The sequence below is a fragment of the Streptomyces sp. NPDC088147 genome (genome assembly GCF_044741565.1).
In the GTDB taxonomy this organism is placed as follows: domain Bacteria; phylum Actinomycetota; class Actinomycetes; order Streptomycetales; family Streptomycetaceae; genus Streptomyces.
In genome coordinates this window covers 253,216-270,822 of record NZ_JBIUSY010000005.1, presented here as the reverse complement: position 1 = coordinate 270,822, position 17,607 = coordinate 253,216, and the positions used below count along the sequence as shown (strand labels likewise).

Below are 17,607 nucleotides of genomic sequence, written 5' to 3'. Positions count from 1 at the left end.
CCCCGCCGCACACCCGGCTGAACACAACTCAGATCTCCTGCGTATGAAGGCCCGTAGCGCGTAGCGCGTTTCGTCTGCTGCCGACGAGCGGACTCCGTCCCCCACAGGAGGTCACGAGTTGAGCCACAAACGCATACCCAAGCGGAAGATCGCCTTCGCCGGGGGCGGTGCCGCCGCCGTGGTGGCAGCCGCGATTCTGCTGCCCCAGGCCAATGCCTCGCAGGACGGATCCGACGCCTCTCCGGCTCCCGCGCCCAAGACGCTGAGTGCCTTGTCCGCGGGCGGCCTCGCCTCACGGATCGCCGAACGACTGGGCCCGGCCTTCGCCGGTGCCTACTACGACAAGGACAGGCAGCAGGTCACCGTCAATGTCGTCGGCGACGACAACGACGCGCGTGCCGAGGCCGCCAGGGCCGGTGCCGTGGTGCGGAGCGTCAAGAACAGCACGGCCCAACTGAAGTCCGCCGCCACGACGTTGCGGCAACAGGCCACCATTCCGGGCACCGCGTGGGCCGTCGATCCGAGGACCAACCAGATCCAGGTCACGGCGGACCGCACCGTCACCGGCGACAAGTGGGACCGGATCGAATCCACGGTCCGGTCGCTCGGCGCCGACACGGCCCGTATCAAGAAGTCGGCGGGCGAGTTCAAGACCGTCGCGGCGGGCGGTGACGCCATCTTCGGCGGCGGCGCGCGCTGTTCGCTCGGCTTCAACGTCATCGACGGGAACGGCGCGCCCGGCTTCCTCACCGCCGGCCACTGCGGAGTCGCCGCCGATGAATGGTCGGACGCCGCGGGCGGGGCGCCGGTGGGCACCGTACAGCAGGCGACCTTCCCGGGCGACGGAGACTTCGCGTTCGTGAGCTACGACGACGCCGCCACCGAGGCCCCCAGCACGGTCGACACCGGCGACGGACAGACCGTGGACATCACCGGGGCCGCCGAGGCCACGGTGGGCCAGGCGGTGATCCGTATGGGCAGCACCACGGGGCTGAACGACGGCTCGGTCACCGGCCTCGACGCCACCGTCAACTACGCGGAAGGTACGGTCACCGGCCTGATCCAGACCGACGTCTGCGCGGAGCCGGGCGACAGCGGCGGTCCCCTCTTCACCGCGGACGGCAGCGCCATCGGCCTGACCTCCGGTGGCAGCGGTGACTGCACCGTCGGCGGCGAGACGTTCTTCCAGCCGGTGACCACCGCGCTGGCCGCAGTCGGCGCTCAGATCGGCGACGGCGCTGCCGGGAACGACGGCGGCGACGGCGCTGCCGGGAACGACGGTGGTGCCGCCGGTAACGACGACGGTGGTGCCGCTGGGAACGGCGAGGGCGGCGGCGAGGTCGGGAACGACGGCGGTGCCGTTGGAGACGACGGTGGTGCCGTCGGAGAGGGTGACGGCGCTGCCGGGAACGACGGCGGCGGGGGAGCCCCCGGACACGGCGAGGGAACCGTCGGCTACGGCGAGGGCATCGTCGAGAACGGCTGACGCCCGACTCCGACTGACGCCCGACCCTGTCCGTACCGTGCCCGGATCTGTTTACTTTCTGGAAATCTGGGCGTAGCGTGTCGCCGAAACCACAGGTTCGGGCACGGAACGGACGTAAAACCACATGTACGCACCGGAGCGCCAGCAGGAGATCCTGCGCCTCGCCCGCGAGCGCGGTCGCGTCGATGTGCTGTCGCTGGCCGAGGAGTTCCAGGTCACCGCCGAGACCGTACGGCGTGACCTCAAGGCGCTCGACAGGGCCGGGCTCGTACGGCGTGTGCACGGTGGGGCCATACCGGCCGGGCGGCTCGACTTCGAGCCCGACCTCGCGGAGCGCGAGTCCACCGCCGCCGATGAGAAGGACCGTATCGCGCACGCGGCGCTCGCCGAGCTGCCGGAGGACGGCAGCGTGATCCTGGACGCCGGTTCGACCGTGGCGCGGCTCGCGGCGGCGCTGCCGCTGGAATGCGGGCTCACCGTCGTCACGCACGCGCTGCCCGTCGCGGCCCGCCTCGCCGATCACCCGGGCATCGATCTCCATCTGGTCGGGGGCAGGGTGCGGCACCGTACCCGCGCCGCCGTCGACGCCTGGGCCCTGCGCGCGTACGGCGAGATCCGCGCCGATGTCGTCTTCCTCGGCACGAACGGGTTCTCGCCGGAGGGCGGTCTCACCACCCCTGACCTCGCCGAAGCCGCGGTCAAGCGCGCGCTCGTCGGCGCTGCCCGGCGGGTGGTGCTGCTCGCCGACTCCGCCAAGCACGGCCAGGAACACTTCGCGCGCTTCGGCGCTCTCGCCGATGTCGACCTGCTCATCACCGACAGCGGGCTCAGCCCTTCGGACGCCGCGGCGGTAGAGGCCGCGGGCACCGAAGTGCTGTGCGTCTAGGAGAGCGCCGCATGATTCTCACCGTCACCCCGAACCCGAGCCTGGACCGTACGTACGAGGTCCCGGCGCTCGACCGAGGCGAGGTGCTGCGGGCCACCGCCGAGCGCATGGACCCCGGCGGCAAGGGCGTCAATGTCTCGCGGGCCGTCGCCGCGGCGGGCCGGCGTACGGTCGCCGTACTGCCGCTCGGCGGTGCGCCCGGCGCGCTCGTCGCCGAACTCCTCGCGGAGCAGGGCATCGAGGTCGCGCCGGTGCCGGTCGCGGGCGCGACCCGGTCCAATATCGCGCTCGCCGAGCCGGACGGCACCCTGACGAAGATCAACGCGCCGGGTCCCGAACTGACCGCCGTCGAGTCCGAGTCGCTGCTCTCCACGATCCGTACGCACGCGGGCGCGGCCACCTGGATCGCCTGCTGCGGCAGTCTGCCGCGCGGCCTCGCGCCGGAGTGGTACGCCGAGCTGGTCGCCCGCGCGCACCGCGCCGGGGCCAGGATCGCGCTCGACACCTCGGGCCCCTCGCTGCTGGCCGCGCTCCGGGAACGGCCGGACGTGGTGAAGCCGAACGCCGAAGAGCTGGCCCAGGCCGTCGGACGCCCCCTCGCGACGGTGGGCGACGCGGTGAAGGCCGCGGAGGAGCTGCGGACGTACGGCGCCGGGTCCGTGCTCGCCAGCCTCGGCGCGGACGGCCAGCTGCTGGTCTCGGGCGCGGGGACGTACTTCGGCTGCGCCGCCGTCACCACGGTCCGCAGTAACGTCGGCGCGGGCGACGCCTCACTGGCCGGATTCCTGGCGGCCGGCGGCGAAGGCCCCGAGGCCCTGGCGTCCGCCGTCGCGCACGGTGCGGCGGCCGTGCAGCTGCCGGGCAGCGTGATGCCGTCGCCCGTGGACCTGGACCCGTCGGCGGTCACGGTGACCGCGGACGTCCCGCTGGACCGTCCTCTCGCGGAGCCCGCCTCATGAGCCCGTCCCCTGCCCCCTGGACCCCCGCCACCCTTTCCCCTCCCCTTCCTCCTCCCTCTCCTCTTTCTCCCACTTCCCGCACTTCTCCTCTTTCTCCCACTCACCTGACCCGCGCGATAAGCAAGCGAAGGAGCCCGCGATGAGCGACATGATCACCGCGGACCTGGTCGACCTCGACCTGGCCGCCGAGACGAAGGAAGCCGCGGCCCGCTCGCTGGCCGAACGGATGGTGACCCTGGGCCGGGTCACCGACCTGGACGGCTTCCTGGCCGATGTGGCCGCGCGCGAGGCGCAGATGCCGACCGGGCTCGACGGCGGTATCGGCATCCCGCACTGCCGCAGCGCCCATGTCAGCGAACCCACGCTGGCCTTCGGCCGCTCGGCGCGGGGCATCGACTTCGGGGCCCCGGACGGTCCGGCGGATCTGATCTTCCTGATCGCGGCACCGGCCGGTGCCGACGACGCCCATCTGACGATCCTCTCCGCCCTGGCCCGGCGTCTGATGAACGAGGACTTCACGACGGCCCTGCGTACGGCGACGGACGCGACCGCGGCGGCGTCGCTGATCCGCGGCGAGGACGTCACACGGACCGAGCCCGAACCGGGGCCCGAGCCGGACCCTGGGCCGCGCCCCGCGTCGAAGTCCGAGCCGGACCCTGAGCCGCGCCCCGAATCGCGGTCCGAGCCGGACCCCGCGCCAGGCTCCGCGTCGCCGTCCGAGTCGCAGCCCGAGCCGCAGCACGGGCCCGCCGCGCCCCCGGCGGCGGAGGAGCCGCAGAAGCCCGCCGACCGCGCCTTCCGGATCGTCGCTGTCACCTCCTGCCCCACCGGCATCGCGCACACCTACATGGCCGCCGAGGCGCTGGAACAGGCCGGGCAGCAGGCGGGCGTCGAGGTGGTCGTCGAGCCGCAGGGATCCGCCGGGTTCAACCGGCTCGACCCCGCCGTCATCGCCGCCGCCGACGCCGTGATCTTCGCGCACGACGTGCCGGTACGGGAGAAGGGCCGGTTCGCCGGGAAGCCGACCGTCGACGTCGGCGTCAAGGCGGGCATCAACCGGCCCGCCGAGCTGATCGCCGAGGTACGCGGCAAGGCGGAACGCGGCGAGATCACCGGTACGGCCGGCGACCACGCCTCACCCGTGGACAACGCGGGCGAACCGGGCGAGGGTTACGGCACCAAGCTGCGCAAGTGGCTGATGTCCGGCGTCAGTTACATGGTCCCCTTCGTGGCCGCGGGCGGGCTTCTCATCGCCCTCGGCTTCGCCATCGGCGGCTACACCATCGACAAGGCCCCCTCCGTCGCCGAGCACTTCATCTGGACGGACCACACCAGCTGGGCCGCCCTGCTGTTCCAGATCGGCGGCCTGGCGTTCAGCTTCCTGGTGCCGGTCCTCGCGGGCTACATCGCGTACGGGATGGCCGACCGCCCCGGTCTGGTGCCCGGCTTCGTCGGCGGCTCCATCGCCCTCACCATCAACGCGGGCTTCCTGGGCGGCCTCGCCGCCGGTCTGATCGCCGGCGGCACGGTGATGGCCATACAGAAACTGAGGGTCCCCGCCCCGCTGCGCGGCATCATGCCGGTCGTCGTGATCCCGCTGATCTCCTCCGCGATCGTCGGCTTCCTGATGTTCCTGGTGGTCGGCAAACCCATCGCCTCGCTCCAGAAGGCGCTCACCGACTGGCTGTCCGGGCTCTCCGGCGCCAACGCGATCATCCTCGGCGTCATCCTCGGTCTGATGATGTGCTTCGACCTGGGCGGCCCGCTGAACAAGGTCGCGTACGCCTTCGCGGTCGGCGGTCTCGCCAACCCCAACGAGGGCAGCCTCAAGGTCATGGCCGCCGTGATGGCCGCCGGCATGGTCCCGCCGCTCGCCATGGCGCTGGCCACGACCGTACGCGGCAGGCTGTTCACCCGTACCGAACGGGAGAACGGCAAGGCCGCCTGGGTGCTCGGCGCCTCCTTCATCACCGAGGGCGCGATCCCCTTCGCCGCCGCCGACCCGCTGCGGGTGATCCCGTCCGCGATGGCGGGCGGCGCGGTCACCGGCGCGCTGTCGATGCTCTTCGAGTGCACGCTGCGGGCCCCGCACGGCGGCATCTTCGTGATCCCGCTGATCGGCAACCCGTTCCTCTACCTGATCGCGATCGCGGCCGGTACGGCGGTGAGCGCGGGGCTGGTCATCCTCCTCAAGGGAGCCCGCAAAACGGGCCGTCCCGACCAGGCGGCGGAGGCCGGAAGCACCGGTGACGGTGTCCCCGGCGACGGGGAGGCCGGGGCGGACGCCAAGATACCGGTGGCCGCCTGAGCAGGGTCCTCGCGGTCGTACGGCCGTCCACCCCTGGCGGCCGTACGACCCACCCCGCTTCCCGCCCTCACCTCACCTCATCGCACCTGCGCGCAGAGCTCCATGGCTTCGCGCGCGAGGTCTTCCGTCTCGTACACCTCGCACATATGACGGCCGTCCGGAGTCGCCGTGTGCTCCACCTCCCACAGGCTCGTCTCGTCGCCGTCGATCAGCAGGAACGCGTGCTCGTAGAGCATGAACCCGGCGTCCTTGCCCTCGACCTGGCACTGTCTGCCGAAGACCTGCGTGATGTGATGCGCGAACGCCGTCCGCAGCAGCTGCGCCGTCTCCTCGCCCGGCCGGTCGGCGTTCTCCGCCCGGCGCAGCACCCGGCGCGCATGGTCCGGGGAGTTGTCCGGCGAGTACGTCCGGTGCCGCGGAAGCGGGGTCGAGGGCATGGCGCGCAGACCGCGGAGCAGCGCGAGATGCGCGTCGATCTCGGCCGTGCGCTCGGACTCCAACTCCGCGAGCAGCCCCGCCGCCGCATCGTCCATGGGCGGCCCGTCGGGATCGCGTACCGCCTCCGGGCCCGCTGACCCGTCGTCGGAGAGCCGTGGTGCCTCGGGGCTGCCGGGGCGGCAGAGACGGGCCGCGGCGAGCTGCGCCTCGGACTCCTCCGCGTACAGCTCGTGCGACCGCGCTTCGTCCCGGCCGGTGTTGTGCACCAGCTCCCAGAGACTCAGCGCGCTGCCGTTCATGAGCAGATACGTGTGTCGGTAGGTCTCGCGGTGCAGCCCCGCACTGTGGTGCGCGGAGCACAGCGAGCTGGCGTGCGCCAGCGCATGGCTGAGTTGCTCGACCAATGCGTCCGGCAGGTCGAAGGAGTTGAGTGCCCGACCCAGGAGTCGCTCGAGGTGCGTCTCGGTTGTCTCGTAGGGATCGTTCAAGATGGGTCTCCAGGCCGTCGCCACATGTCACTTGGTGATTGCATAACGTAGTGCCTAGGGCTTACATCGCGTCCTAAGTTTGAGAAAACGAAGGGGGCGTACGTGAAGTTCCCGCGCGCCCCCGCCAACTCGGCGACTACGCCGGTCAGTCGAGCCCGTACAGCTCGCGGTACGAGGGAAACGTCCCGCCCGGCCCCGCCACGCTCTCCGCCGCCACGACAGCGGAGACGATTGCCCTGGTCACGACGTCGGCTCCGGCCGCCAGTACCTCATTGAGCGCGAGCGGAGCCCCCTCGGCGAGGGGGAGTTGACCCGTCGCCAGGGCGAAAACCGTGTCCCCGTCATTGAGCAGATGCACGGGACGGACGGCGCGCGCGATACCGTCGTGCGCCGTGCCCGCGAGCTTGTGCGCCTGTGCCCGGGACAGTTCGGCGTCGGTGGCGACGACGGCGAGCGTGGTGTTGAGCGGCGGGGGCCCGTTCCGTTCGAGCAGCTCGGCCAGCCGCCGCTGGGCCGCCTCGTGGACCTCGGACGCCGGGTACTCCGTACGGCCGTCGAGGTAGCGCCCGTACAGCACGCCCGTCAGCGGATCGATCGCGGAACCCGCGGCGTTGGCGACGACCAGGGCGGCCACCGTGATCCCGGACTCCAGGACCAGGCTCGCCGTACCGATCCCGCCCTTGACCGGGCCGACCAGAGCACCCGTCCCGGCGCCCACGCCGCCCTCCGCGACCGGTGCCCCGTTCGCCGTACCGGCCGCCGCCTCCACCGCCGCACGGCCCGTCGCCGCGTCCGGGCGGACCCGCCAGTCGCCACCGCGCCCCAGGTCGAAGACCCCGGCCGCCGGCACGACCGGTACCACCTGGGACGGGTCGGGACCGACCCGGACGCCCCGCCCGCGCTCCTCCAGCCACGCCATCACCCCGGACGCCGAGTCGAGCCCGAACGCGCTGCCGCCCGTCAGCACCACGGCCTCGACGCGCTGGACGATATTGCGTGGATCGAGGGCGTCGGTCTCCCGGGTGGCCGGCCCGCCGCCCCGTACATCCACGGCGGCCACCACGCCGCCCTCCGGGGCGAGAACGACGGTGGTGCCGGTCAGTGCCCGGTCTCCCGCCACCCGGGCGTGCCCGACCCGCAGGCCCGCCACGTCGGTCAGTGCGTCATTCGATGTCATGAACCCCCATCCGTACCACGGGTATCCGCGTGCTCGGCAAGCGTCACCCCCACCGCCACGGTCGCAGCCGCCACCGCGCGGTCGGCGCCACCCGCATCACCAGATAGCCGATGACGGTGGGTCGACATCATGCGCCCAGCACAGCAGAGATACGGGTGGCGGGACGGTGCGGCGCGCGCTGAGCGCCACCCGGGCCGCGGCGGCTCCCGCCCCTCCTCGCCCGCGTCGGCCCGGACCGCGCCCCCGTACCCTGGAGCTATGAGCACCGCCCCCAACCCCGAGCCGTCGGCGGTGGAGTCGCCCCAGCCGGCCCAGTCGCCCCCGCCGTCCCGGCCGCCTCGCCCCAGTCCGGCGTTGATCTTCGACGATCCGCTGGACCAGCAGTCGACGGACGACACGGACCGTGGCTGGGGAGACCGGCCCACCGGGAGCGGCGACAGCGCCGCCGATCTCGCGCGTTTCCTCGACGAGAAGCCGCCCCACCACCTCTGACCGGTGGTACGGCCCTCAGCCGTTACGGCTTGCCCTGCCCCGGATTGTTCGGCCCCGAGGCTGTCTGACCAGGAGTCGCCTGCCCAGTGGCGGCCTGCCCGGGGACGGCGGTCCCCGAGCCACGCTGCGAGATCAGCGTGTCCCTGATCTCCTTCAGCACCTCCAGCTCGCTGAGCTCCGTGACCTCCTGGACCTCTTCCTTGGCGGCCTGCTGCCTGGCTCGCCTGGCGAGGTACTTGGACATCGGCAGGACCATCAGGAAGTACACGACGGCCGCCGTGATCACGAACGTGAGGACCGCGCTCAGCACCGTTCCCCACATGATCGGGATGCCGCTCACGACCTCGCCCGCGCCGTTCGTCTCGCACGGCGCCTTCAGGCACGAGCTGTACTTGTTCAGATCCTGGGTGCCGAACGCGCCGACCACCGGGTTGATCAAGCCCTTCACGACCGAGTTCACCACGTTCGTGAACGCCGCGCCGATGACCACCGCGACCGCGAGATCGATCACGTTGCCGCGCATCAGGAAGGCCTTGAAGCCCTCCAGCACGCTTTCCTTCTCCTTGCTCACGAGTGAGCCTTTCTTCGCATGTGCGGTAGAGGTGACAATCAGCTTCGCAACCTACGGCAGCGCGTGCCCGCACTGTCCAATCCGCAGACGCGATCAGGCGACCCCACAGCTCGCCAGTGCGAGTGCGAACGTGTCGGCCCAGTGCGAAGCGCTCCGGCACCAGCCTCCCCCGCGCGAACCTCGGCACCAGCCGGCCCCGCACGAGCCGACCCCGCACCAGCCGACCCCACACCAGCCGACCCCGCACGAGCCGGCTCAGCACAGCGTCACCGCCAGCCGTGACGTGGCGCCCGCGCCGGCCAGCTCCGTGGCGGTCGCGCGTGGAACGGACAGGACGATCAGCGCCCCGCCGTCTCCGGTGTCCACGACGGTCTCCCGTGCCTTCGGAACCTCGGTCACCCGGGCTCCCGAAGCCACCACCCTCGCCTCCGGCGCTCCGTCGGCCGCCGCGATCACATCCACCCGGTCTCCCCGGCGCAGCAGCCGGACCGTCGCCGCGTCAGCGATACGGACCGGCGTGGACACCATCTCCGCCGCCCGCTGAGCGCGGGACGGACGGGACGGCGCTTCCGCCACGGCGCCGGCCGCCGGGGACTCCGCATGGGCGTCGGCATCCGCCGCCGCGCCGACCGAGCCCCCCGCCCCGGCGGTGGCCAGCGCGGCAGCCGTCATGGCCAGACCGGCCGCGGTCGCCCGACGCCGCCTGAACAGCGCCCTGCGCAGCCGTCGGCCGGAGCCCCGGACCCGCAGCGGATCGAAGAGCGGCACACCGCACGGCTCGGGCGCGGCGGGCGCGGGGAGGGGAGAGGGGGACGAGAGCGGGGAGAGCCCGGGGAGGCCGGGCGAGGGGTACGGGAGGGCAGGACGGGACGGATCACGCGAGAAGGAGCGGGACATGGCAACCACCACCGTTTCGTGAGGAGCTCTGCGGTCGCTCCTCACGATGCACGGTCCGTCACGATCCCGTCGCGGCCTGTGGATCGGTCGGCGGTTGTGGACAACTTCCTCACCCGCCGGAGTGGTTCAGCCGGGTGTCGCCGCAATTCCCGGTTTCCCACGCATGGTTCGCGAGGGGTCCGGGCACATCCGGATCAGGGCAGCTCGATCCCGGTGTCGACCCCGTCCAGAGCGTGTGCGCACAGGCAGTCGCGCGTCTCGCTCGCCTGCAATCCGCCCACCGCGTCGAACAGCACCGTGCGCAGCCGGTCGACGTTCGAGGCGAAGACCTTGAGGACCTCCTCGTGGGAGACGCCCTCGCCGGTCTCCGCGCCCGCGTCCAAGTCCGTCACCAGAGTCATGGAGGTGTAGCAGAGCCCCAGTTCACGAGCGAGTACCGCCTCGGGGTGCCCGGTCATCCCGACCACCGACCAGCCCATTGCCGCATGCCACCGCGATTCCGCACGCGTCGAGAAACGCGGTCCCTCGATGACCACGAGCGTCCCGCCGTCCACCGGCTCCCAGTCGCGCCCCCGCGCCGCCGCCAGTGTTGTCCTGCGTCCCTCAGGACAGTAAGGATCGGCGAGCGAGATGTGCACGACCTTCGAGGTCTTTCCGTCAGGCAGCGGCAGCCCGTCGTAGAAGGTCTGCGTGCGTGCCTTCGTACGGTCCACCAACTGATCGGGTACGAGCAGCGTGCCCGGCCCGAACTCCGGCCGCAGCCCGCCCACGGCACACGGTCCCAGAACCTGCTTCACACCGACGGAACGCAGTGCCCACAGATTGGCGCGGTAGTTGATGCGGTGCGGCGCGAGGCCATGGGAGCGTCCGTGCCGGGGCAGGAACGCGACCTGCCGGCCCGCGATCTCGCCGAGGAAGAGGGAGTCGCTGGGAGGCCCGTAGGGGGTCTCCACCTCGACTTCGGTCACATCTTCCAGGAAGGAGTAGAAACCCGAGCCACCGATCACACCGATCTCTGCGTTCGCCATCCGATCACACTAGCCGTACTCGCCCAGGCGTACGCGAAAGACCCCGGCCGTTCAAGACAGCGGGGTCTCCACGAAAAGAGCACGAAAAGAAAGGAGCGGAAAGAGACAGCGTCAGGCGGCCGAGGAGCCGCTGGAGCTGCTCGACGAAGTCGAGCTGGAGCCCGAGCCGGACCCGGAGCCGCCCGAGCCGGAAGAGGACGAGGCCGACGCCGGGGCCTTGGACTCCGACGACGACTTCGTACCCGCGGAACCCGAGGTGGAGCCCGACGAGCTCGCCGAAGCAGGCGCGCTGCTCGACGACGAGCCACGACTGTCGTTCCGGTAGAAGCCGGAGCCCTTGAAGACGATGCCGACCGCGGAGAAGACCTTCTTCAGGCGTCCTTGGCAGTTCGGGCACACGGTAAGGGCGTCATCGGTGAACTTCTGCACCGCCTCGAGGCCCTCGCCACACTCGGTGCACTGGTACTGATAGGTCGGCACTTGCTCCTCCTGGCACTCTCACTCAATGAGTGCTAACGACGCTCCATAGTGACGTATTCCGCGCGATCAGTCCACTGTCACCGGCAGGCGGTGACTCATCCCACGCGCGGCGACCCGTCCGGAGGCCTTCGGGGCCAGCCTCGAACGCAGCGCGATCAGTGTGACCAGCGCCAGCGCGGTGCCCACCAGAGGCACCAGGAACCCGGCGCTCGCGCCATGGACGTCCGCCAGCTGTCCGGCGACGGTGACCGCCGCGGCCTGGCCGAGCGCGACGGCGCCGGTCAGCCAGGTGAACGCCTCGGTGCGGGCCGAGGCGGGCACCAGCGACTCGACCAGCGTGTAGCCCGTGATCAGCGCGGGAGCGATGCAGAGTCCGACCAGCAGTCCGAGTCCGGCGAGCAGAGGCACCGAGTGCACGGCCCACAGCGCCGACGCGGCCAGCGTCAGCCCCGCGTATCCGACCACCAGCCTGCGACGCGGCCCGATCTTCCAGGCCACGGCGCCGCAGACGATTCCGGCGAGCATGTTGCCCGCCGCGAAGACGCCGTACAGCAGACCGTTCACACCGGGGTTGCCGATCTCCTCGGAAAAGGCGGTCAGCGAGACCTGCATGCCCCCGAAGACCGAACCGATTCCCAGGAAGGAGATGGCGAGAACCCGCACACCGGGCACGGAGAGCGCGGAGACGCGTGGCTCGGCCGAGCCGCCTTCTCCATGTCGGCCGGTCTTGGGCTGGGTACCCCGCTGGGCGGCGAAGAGCAGCCCTCCGGCCAGCGTCAGCACGGCTTCGGCGATCAGTCCGGCCGCCGGGTGGACGCCGGTGCACAGGGCGGTCGCCAGTACCGGGCCGATGACGAAGGTGAACTCGTCCGTCACGGACTCGAAGGCGGCAGCCGTCGGGAGCAGTGACGCGTCGCCACGCGGTCGGGAGCCGGGACCCGAACCGGAGTGTGAGCCGGGACCCGAACCGGAACCGGAAGGGCTGCCTCCCAGTAGGGCGGCCCAGCGTGACCGGACCATGGGGCCGATCTGCGGGACGGAGGCGCCGGTCGGGACAGCGGCGAGGAACAGCGCCCAGAGCGGGGCGCCGGCGAGCGCGAGCACGATCAGCGCCGCGACGGACGCCGTGTGCAGCAGCACGCCCGGGACGAGCACCGCCCGCTGCCCGAACCGGTCGGCGAGCTTTCCGCCCTGGGGCGCGAAGACCGCCATGGAGACGCCGGTCACCGCGGCGACGGCTCCCGCGCTGCCGTACGAGCCGGTGGTGTGCTGGACCAGGAGCACGATGCCGATCGTCAGCATCGCGAAGGGCTGCCGGGCGGCGAACCCGGGGAGCAGGAACGTCCAGGCGCCGGGCGTGCGCAGCAGCCGCCCGTATCCGGGGCGGGGCGTCGTGGCCGGAAGCGTCGCGTCCGGAGGCGTCGCGGCCGGGGTGCCGCCCTCGGTGGTGTCGACCGTGTTGTGGGACACGGTCCTTGCCTTTCTGCCGCCTGGTAGCGCGCCCCCGGATGGATACGGGCACCGCCGAGAGCTGTCCTCTTGCGCGGAACTGCGGTAGATACCAGGGCCCACATCGGGGAACGCCACGGCCGCCATACGGTCGCGCCAGCACTGCGTCAGGCAGAGTTGGTCGATCAACTGTGCCTTCATCGTACAGGTACGAACACCATGTCACCTGGGAAAGGAACGAACACCGTGCAGGTACGCCTGAGATTAGGAACGGAGCTTGCTTCCGGTCCCGGCCCCGGTCCCCGCCCCGGTTCCGGCCCCACCGCCCGTACCGTTCCCCGCGCCCGTCCCCAGCCAGTCGGCCAGCTTTCCGCCCTGCCCGACCGCCCGGAGCCGTCGCTCGGCGGCGTCCCGTACCGGATCGGTCGCGACCACCAGAAGCTCGTCGCCGCGGCGCAGTACGGTCGCCGGCTGCGGTACGAAGCTCTTGCCGTCCCGTACGACCAGGGTCACCGCGGATCCCGCGGGCAGCCGCAGCTCCCCGACCTCCACGCCGTGCATCTTCGAATGCGCGGGGATGGCCACGGACAGCAGATGGCCGCGCAGCCTCTCCAGCGGCGCCGACTCGATGCCCAGGTCGGCGGCCTCGGAGGGATCGCCGAGCCGCAGGGCCTTGGCCAGCCAGGGCAGTGTCGGCCCCTGGATCAGCGTGTAGACGACGACCAGGATGAAGACGATGTTGAAGATCCGGAGGCTGCCCTCGATGTTCGACACCATCGGGATGGTCGCCAGGATGATGGGCACCGCGCCGCGCAGACCGGCCCAGGACATCAGCGCCTGTTCCTGCCAGGGGATACGGAACGGCAGCAGGCTGACCAGCACGGACAGGGGCCGCGCCACCATCGTCAGTACGAGACCGACGACGACCGCGGGCAGGAAGTCGTCCCCCAGCTCGTGCGGCGTCACCAGCAGTCCGAGCAGGACGAACATGCCGATCTGCGCGATCCAGCCGAGCCCTTCCGCGAACCCTCGGTTGGCCGGGGCGTGCGGCAGTTTGGAGTTCCCCAGGATCATCGAGGCGAGATAGACGGCGAGGAAGCCGCTGCCGTGTGCCGTGGCACCGATCGCGTACGCCGAGACGGCGATGGCCATCACGGCGATCGGATAGAGCCCGGAGGCCGGCAGGGCCACATGCCGCAGCCCGAAGGCGCCCGCCCAGCCCACGGCCAGTCCGACGCACGCGCCGATCGCGAGTTCCAGCGTGATCTCGCCGACCAGCACGTACCAGTGCTCGACCGGGCCCGACGCCGAGAGCGCGACCACAATGATCACCACGGGCGCGTCATTGAAACCCGACTCGGCCTCCAGCGCCCCGGTCACCCGGGACGGCAGCGGCACCTTGCGCAGTACGGAGAAGACCGCCGCGGCGTCCGTCGAGGAGACGACCGCGCCGACGATCAGCGCCTGGCGCCAGTCGAGACCGATCAGATAGTGCGCGGCCGAGGCGGTCACCCCGACGCTCACCGCGACGCCCACGGTCGAGAGCGCCGCCGCCGCGGGCAACGCCGGTTTCACTTCTTTCCACTTGGTGCCCAGACCACCCTCGGCCAGGATCACCACAAGGGCGGCGTACCCGATTACCTGCGTCAGTTCGGCGTTGTCGAACTTGACGTGAAAGAGGCCGTCCTGCCCTATGACGACCCCGATCCCGAGATAGAGCAGCAGGCTGGGGAGCCCGCTCCGGGAGGAGATCCGGACGGCCGCGACCGCGATCAGCAGCACGAGGGAGCTGATGAGCAGAAGTTCATTGAGATGGTGGACAGACAGCGGCCGATCCTTCCCCTCGCGCATGCCGGATCGTTCCTCCGGCAGCCGGTACTTCGTTACCTTACCTAATCTTTAACGTTTTCTTGACGCTTTCGATCGCCAGTACGACCCGATGTGATCTGCGCCTCCCTTCCGGCCGCTATCCGCCGGGAACCATGGCGTGATCACCTGTGTGATCGTCCGATGAGTCGCACTACATGACACCGCGTCCGGGACGATGAACGGCTGCGCCTATGGTTGCTCCAGCATTCCAGGACCACCCTGCCCCTCGAAGGACAGCGATGCCCGCCAACACAGCCCCCCCTTCCGCCAAAAAGAAGGGGCGACGCGCCCGTCTGATCGTGATCGTCCTGGTGCTGGCGCTCGTCGGCGGTGTCGGCTACGGCACGTACTGGGGCGTCAGCACGGTCCGTGCCTCCTTCCCGCAGACGACGGGGACGCTCGAACTCAAAGGGCTCTCCGGGCCCGTGGACGTCAGACGCGACAGCTACGGCATTCCGCAGATCTACGCGAACAGCGACCAGGACCTGTTCCGCGCCCAGGGCTTCGTCCAGGCGCAGGACCGCTTCTGGGAGATGGACGTCCGGCGCCATATGACCTCCGGCCGGCTCTCCGAGATGTTCGGCAAGAGCCAGGTCAACACCGACACCTTCCTGCGCACCCTCGACTGGCGCGGGGTGGCACAGCGCGAGTACGACACCAAGCTCTCGGCGGAGACCAAGAAGAACCTCCAGTCGTACGCGGACGGCGTCAACGCCTACCTGGAGGGCCGCGACGGCAAGGACATCTCCTTCGAGTACGCGGCCCTGAGCTTCACCAATGACTACAAGCCCGAGAAGTGGACGCCCGTCGACTCGGTGGCCTGGCTCAAGGCGATGGCCTGGGACCTGCGCAGCAACATGCAGGACGAGATCGACCGCTCACTGCTGACCAGCCGGCTGAGCGACCAGCAGATCGACGACCTGTACCCGTCGTATCCGTACGACCGGAACAAGCCGATCGTCAGCGCGGGCGGGATCGACCCGATCACCGGCAAGTACGACCCCAAGGCCGAGCCCGGCGACGGCGCGGAAAGCGGTATGGGCGGCAACGGCTCGGACCTCGGCACCGGCACCGGCACCGGCATAGGGACCGGCACCGGCACCGGCACGGACAGTGGCACGGACCCCGGCACCGGCGACGCGATCACCGCCTCCGGCGCCACCGAGGACTTCAACTCCCAGCTCGAAGCGCTCTCCGGCACGCTCGACGAGATCCCCGAGCTGCTCGGCCCGAACGGCAGCGGCATCGGCTCCAACTCCTGGGTCGTCTCCGGCCGGTACACGACCACGGACAAGCCGCTCCTCGCCAACGACCCGCATCTCGCGCCCCAGCTGCCCTCGCTCTGGTACCAGATGGGTCTGCACTGCCGCAGCGTCTCGGCGACCTGCAAGTACGACGTCGCGGGCTACACGTTCTCCGGAATGCCCGGCGTGATCATCGGCCACAACCAGGACATCGCCTGGGGCTTCACCAACCTCGGCGCCGACGTGACCGACCTCTTCCTGGAGAAGGTCAACGGCGACTCCTACCAGTACGGCGACAAGGAGAAGCGGTTCAGGACCCGTGAGGAGACCATCAAGGTCGCCGGTGGCCCGAGCAAGACGATCACCGTCCGCTCCACCGACCGCGGCCCGCTGGTCTCGGACCGCAACAGCGAATTGGTGAAGGTCGGCGAGAAGGCCCCGGTCGGGGATGTCGCCCCGGACCGCGGCGACGGCTACGCCGTGTCGCTCCAGTGGACGGCGCTCCAGCCGGGCAAGTCCATGGACGCGGTCTTCGAGCTCAACAGGGCCAAGGACTTCGGCGAGTTCCGCAAGGCCGCCGAGCACTTCGAGGTCCCCTCGCAGAACCTCATCTACGCCGACACCAAGGGCCACATCGGCTACCAGGCGCCGGGCAGCATCCCGATCCGCTCGGACGGCTTCGACGGCCGCACGCCGGCTCCGGGCTGGGACCCGAAGTACCAGTGGAAGGGGTACATCCCCTTCGACGAGCTGCCGTACGAGTACGACCCGGAGCGCGGCTACATCGTCACCGCCAACCAGGCCGTCATCGACTCGAAGAAGTACCCGTACCCGCTGACCGAGGACTGGGGCTACGGCGCCCGCAGCCAGCGGATCAACGACCTGATCGAGTCGAAGATCAAGGACGGCGGGAAGATCTCGACCGACGACATGCAGACCATGCAGATGGACAACACCAGCGAGATCGCGAAGCTGCTGATGCCCTATCTGCTCAAGATCGATGTCCCGGACCCGTCCGTACGCGAGGCGCAGAAGCTCCTCGAAGGCTGGGACTACACCCAGGAGCCCGACTCGGGGGCCGCGGCCTACTTCAACGCGGTCTGGCGCAATGTCCTCAAGCTCGCCTTCGGGAACAAGCTTCCCAAGGAGGTGCGCGTCAAGGGCGAGTGCCTGAACGTCCGTCCCGCCGACAGCACCGGTCCGGCGGACGACGACATACAGCTGGTACGGGAGTGCGGCCAGCGCGCGCCCGACGCGGCCCAGCCGGACGGCGGGGACCGCTGGTACGAGGTCGTGCGCGGCATCATCAAGGACGAGGACAACGCCTGGTGGAGCTCCCCGGGCAGCCGCAGGGACGACGCCACCAAGACCCGCGACAAGCTGTTCGAGCGCGCCATGGAGGACGCCCGCTGGGAGCTGACCGCCAAGCTCGGCAAGGACGTCTCCAGCTGGAGCTGGGGCCGGCTGCACCAGCTCCAGCTGGACAACCAGACCCTCGGGACCAGCGGCCCCGGCTTCCTGAAGCAGATGCTCAACCGCGGCCCGTGGAACCTCGGCGGCGGCGAGGCCGCGGTCGACGCGACGGGCTGGAACGCGGCGGGCGGCTACGAGGTCGTGTGGGTGCCGTCGATGCGGATGGTCGTCAACGTCGGTGACTGGGACAAGTCCCGCTGGATCAATCTGACGGGCGCCTCGGGGCACGCGTACAGCGCGCACTACACCGACCAGACGGACAAGTGGGCCAAGGGCGAGCTGCTCGACTGGCCGTACAAGGTCAACACGGTGGAGCGCGCGACGAGCGACACCCTCACGCTCGAACCGCCCGCGTCGTGAGC

The 17,607-nt window shown here is 70.6% G+C and carries 14 protein-coding genes; 6 read left to right on the top strand and 8 right to left on the bottom strand.

The features are described 5' to 3' along the window. The first annotated feature begins 118 nt into the window (after positions 1-118). The 4 genes from ACIOGX_RS19260 (at position 119) to ACIOGX_RS19245 (ending at position 5,639) form a co-directional block, all read left to right on the top strand. Positions 119-1,486, top strand: a complete 1,368-nt coding sequence (locus ACIOGX_RS19260; RefSeq protein ID WP_401914588.1) for a S1 family peptidase — start codon at positions 119-121, stop codon at positions 1,484-1,486. 124 nt (positions 1,487-1,610) lie between these two features. Next, positions 1,611-2,372: a DeoR/GlpR family DNA-binding transcription regulator gene (locus ACIOGX_RS19255; protein WP_356512475.1), complete on the top strand. Its 762-nt coding sequence runs from the start codon at positions 1,611-1,613 to the stop codon at positions 2,370-2,372. Positions 2,373-2,383: 11 nt separating this feature from the next. Next, the gene (gene pfkB / locus ACIOGX_RS19250; protein WP_356512477.1) at positions 2,384-3,331 is read left to right on the top strand and encodes a 1-phosphofructokinase; all 948 of its coding nucleotides are present in this window, start codon (positions 2,384-2,386) and stop codon (positions 3,329-3,331) included. Between the two features lie 139 nt (positions 3,332-3,470). After that, the gene (locus ACIOGX_RS19245) at positions 3,471-5,639 is read left to right on the top strand and encodes a fructose-specific PTS transporter subunit EIIC (protein WP_401914584.1); all 2,169 of its coding nucleotides are present in this window, start codon (positions 3,471-3,473) and stop codon (positions 5,637-5,639) included. 77 nt (positions 5,640-5,716) lie between these two features. Here the strand turns inward: ACIOGX_RS19245 and ACIOGX_RS19240 are convergent, their stop codons facing one another. Together ACIOGX_RS19240 and ACIOGX_RS19235 are read right to left on the bottom strand one after the other, a co-directional pair. After that, complete coding sequence (locus ACIOGX_RS19240; protein ID WP_401914581.1) at positions 5,717-6,565, bottom strand: DUF6227 family protein; 849 nt, start codon at positions 6,563-6,565, stop codon at positions 5,717-5,719. Between the two features lie 145 nt (positions 6,566-6,710). Beyond that, on the bottom strand, positions 6,711-7,742 hold the full coding sequence (locus tag ACIOGX_RS19235; RefSeq protein WP_401767076.1) for a P1 family peptidase: 1,032 nt from the start codon (positions 7,740-7,742) through the stop codon (positions 6,711-6,713). Positions 7,743-8,000: 258 nt separating this feature from the next. On the opposite strand from ACIOGX_RS19235, the gene ACIOGX_RS19230 reads away from it, so the two are divergent. After that, positions 8,001-8,234, top strand: coding sequence for a hypothetical protein (locus tag ACIOGX_RS19230; protein ID WP_401914578.1), 234 nt, complete (start codon positions 8,001-8,003; stop codon positions 8,232-8,234). Between the two features lie 22 nt (positions 8,235-8,256). On the opposite strand, the gene mscL is transcribed toward ACIOGX_RS19230, so the two are convergent. From mscL to ACIOGX_RS19200, 6 genes are all read right to left on the bottom strand, one after another. Then, a complete protein-coding gene (mscL, locus tag ACIOGX_RS19225) occupies positions 8,257-8,805 on the bottom strand; it encodes a large conductance mechanosensitive channel protein MscL (protein ID WP_356512486.1) in 549 nt (182 codons plus the stop codon). A gap of 255 nt (positions 8,806-9,060) precedes the next feature. After that, positions 9,061-9,702: a hypothetical protein gene (locus ACIOGX_RS19220; protein ID WP_401914575.1), complete on the bottom strand. Its 642-nt coding sequence runs from the start codon at positions 9,700-9,702 to the stop codon at positions 9,061-9,063. A gap of 194 nt (positions 9,703-9,896) precedes the next feature. After that, positions 9,897-10,730, bottom strand: coding sequence for an S-methyl-5'-thioadenosine phosphorylase (locus tag ACIOGX_RS19215; RefSeq protein WP_356512490.1), 834 nt, complete (start codon positions 10,728-10,730; stop codon positions 9,897-9,899). 111 nt (positions 10,731-10,841) lie between these two features. Next, positions 10,842-11,210 carry an FmdB family zinc ribbon protein gene (locus ACIOGX_RS19210; protein ID WP_401914572.1) on the bottom strand — a complete coding sequence of 123 codons (369 nt, stop codon included), beginning with the start codon at positions 11,208-11,210 and terminating at the stop codon, positions 10,842-10,844. 66 nt (positions 11,211-11,276) lie between these two features. Continuing rightward, on the bottom strand, positions 11,277-12,578 hold the full coding sequence (locus ACIOGX_RS19205) for an MFS transporter (RefSeq protein ID WP_401915108.1): 1,302 nt from the start codon (positions 12,576-12,578) through the stop codon (positions 11,277-11,279). A 345-nt stretch (positions 12,579-12,923) separates the two neighbouring features. Continuing rightward, entirely contained in the window at positions 12,924-14,510 is a 1,587-nt protein-coding gene (locus tag ACIOGX_RS19200) for a potassium/proton antiporter (RefSeq protein ID WP_356512494.1), read from the bottom strand. Between the two features lie 257 nt (positions 14,511-14,767). On the opposite strand from ACIOGX_RS19200, the gene ACIOGX_RS19195 reads away from it, so the two are divergent. Beyond that, positions 14,768-17,605, top strand: coding sequence for a penicillin acylase family protein (locus ACIOGX_RS19195; protein ID WP_401914568.1), 2,838 nt, complete (start codon positions 14,768-14,770; stop codon positions 17,603-17,605). The last annotated feature ends 2 nt before the right edge of the window (positions 17,606-17,607 follow it).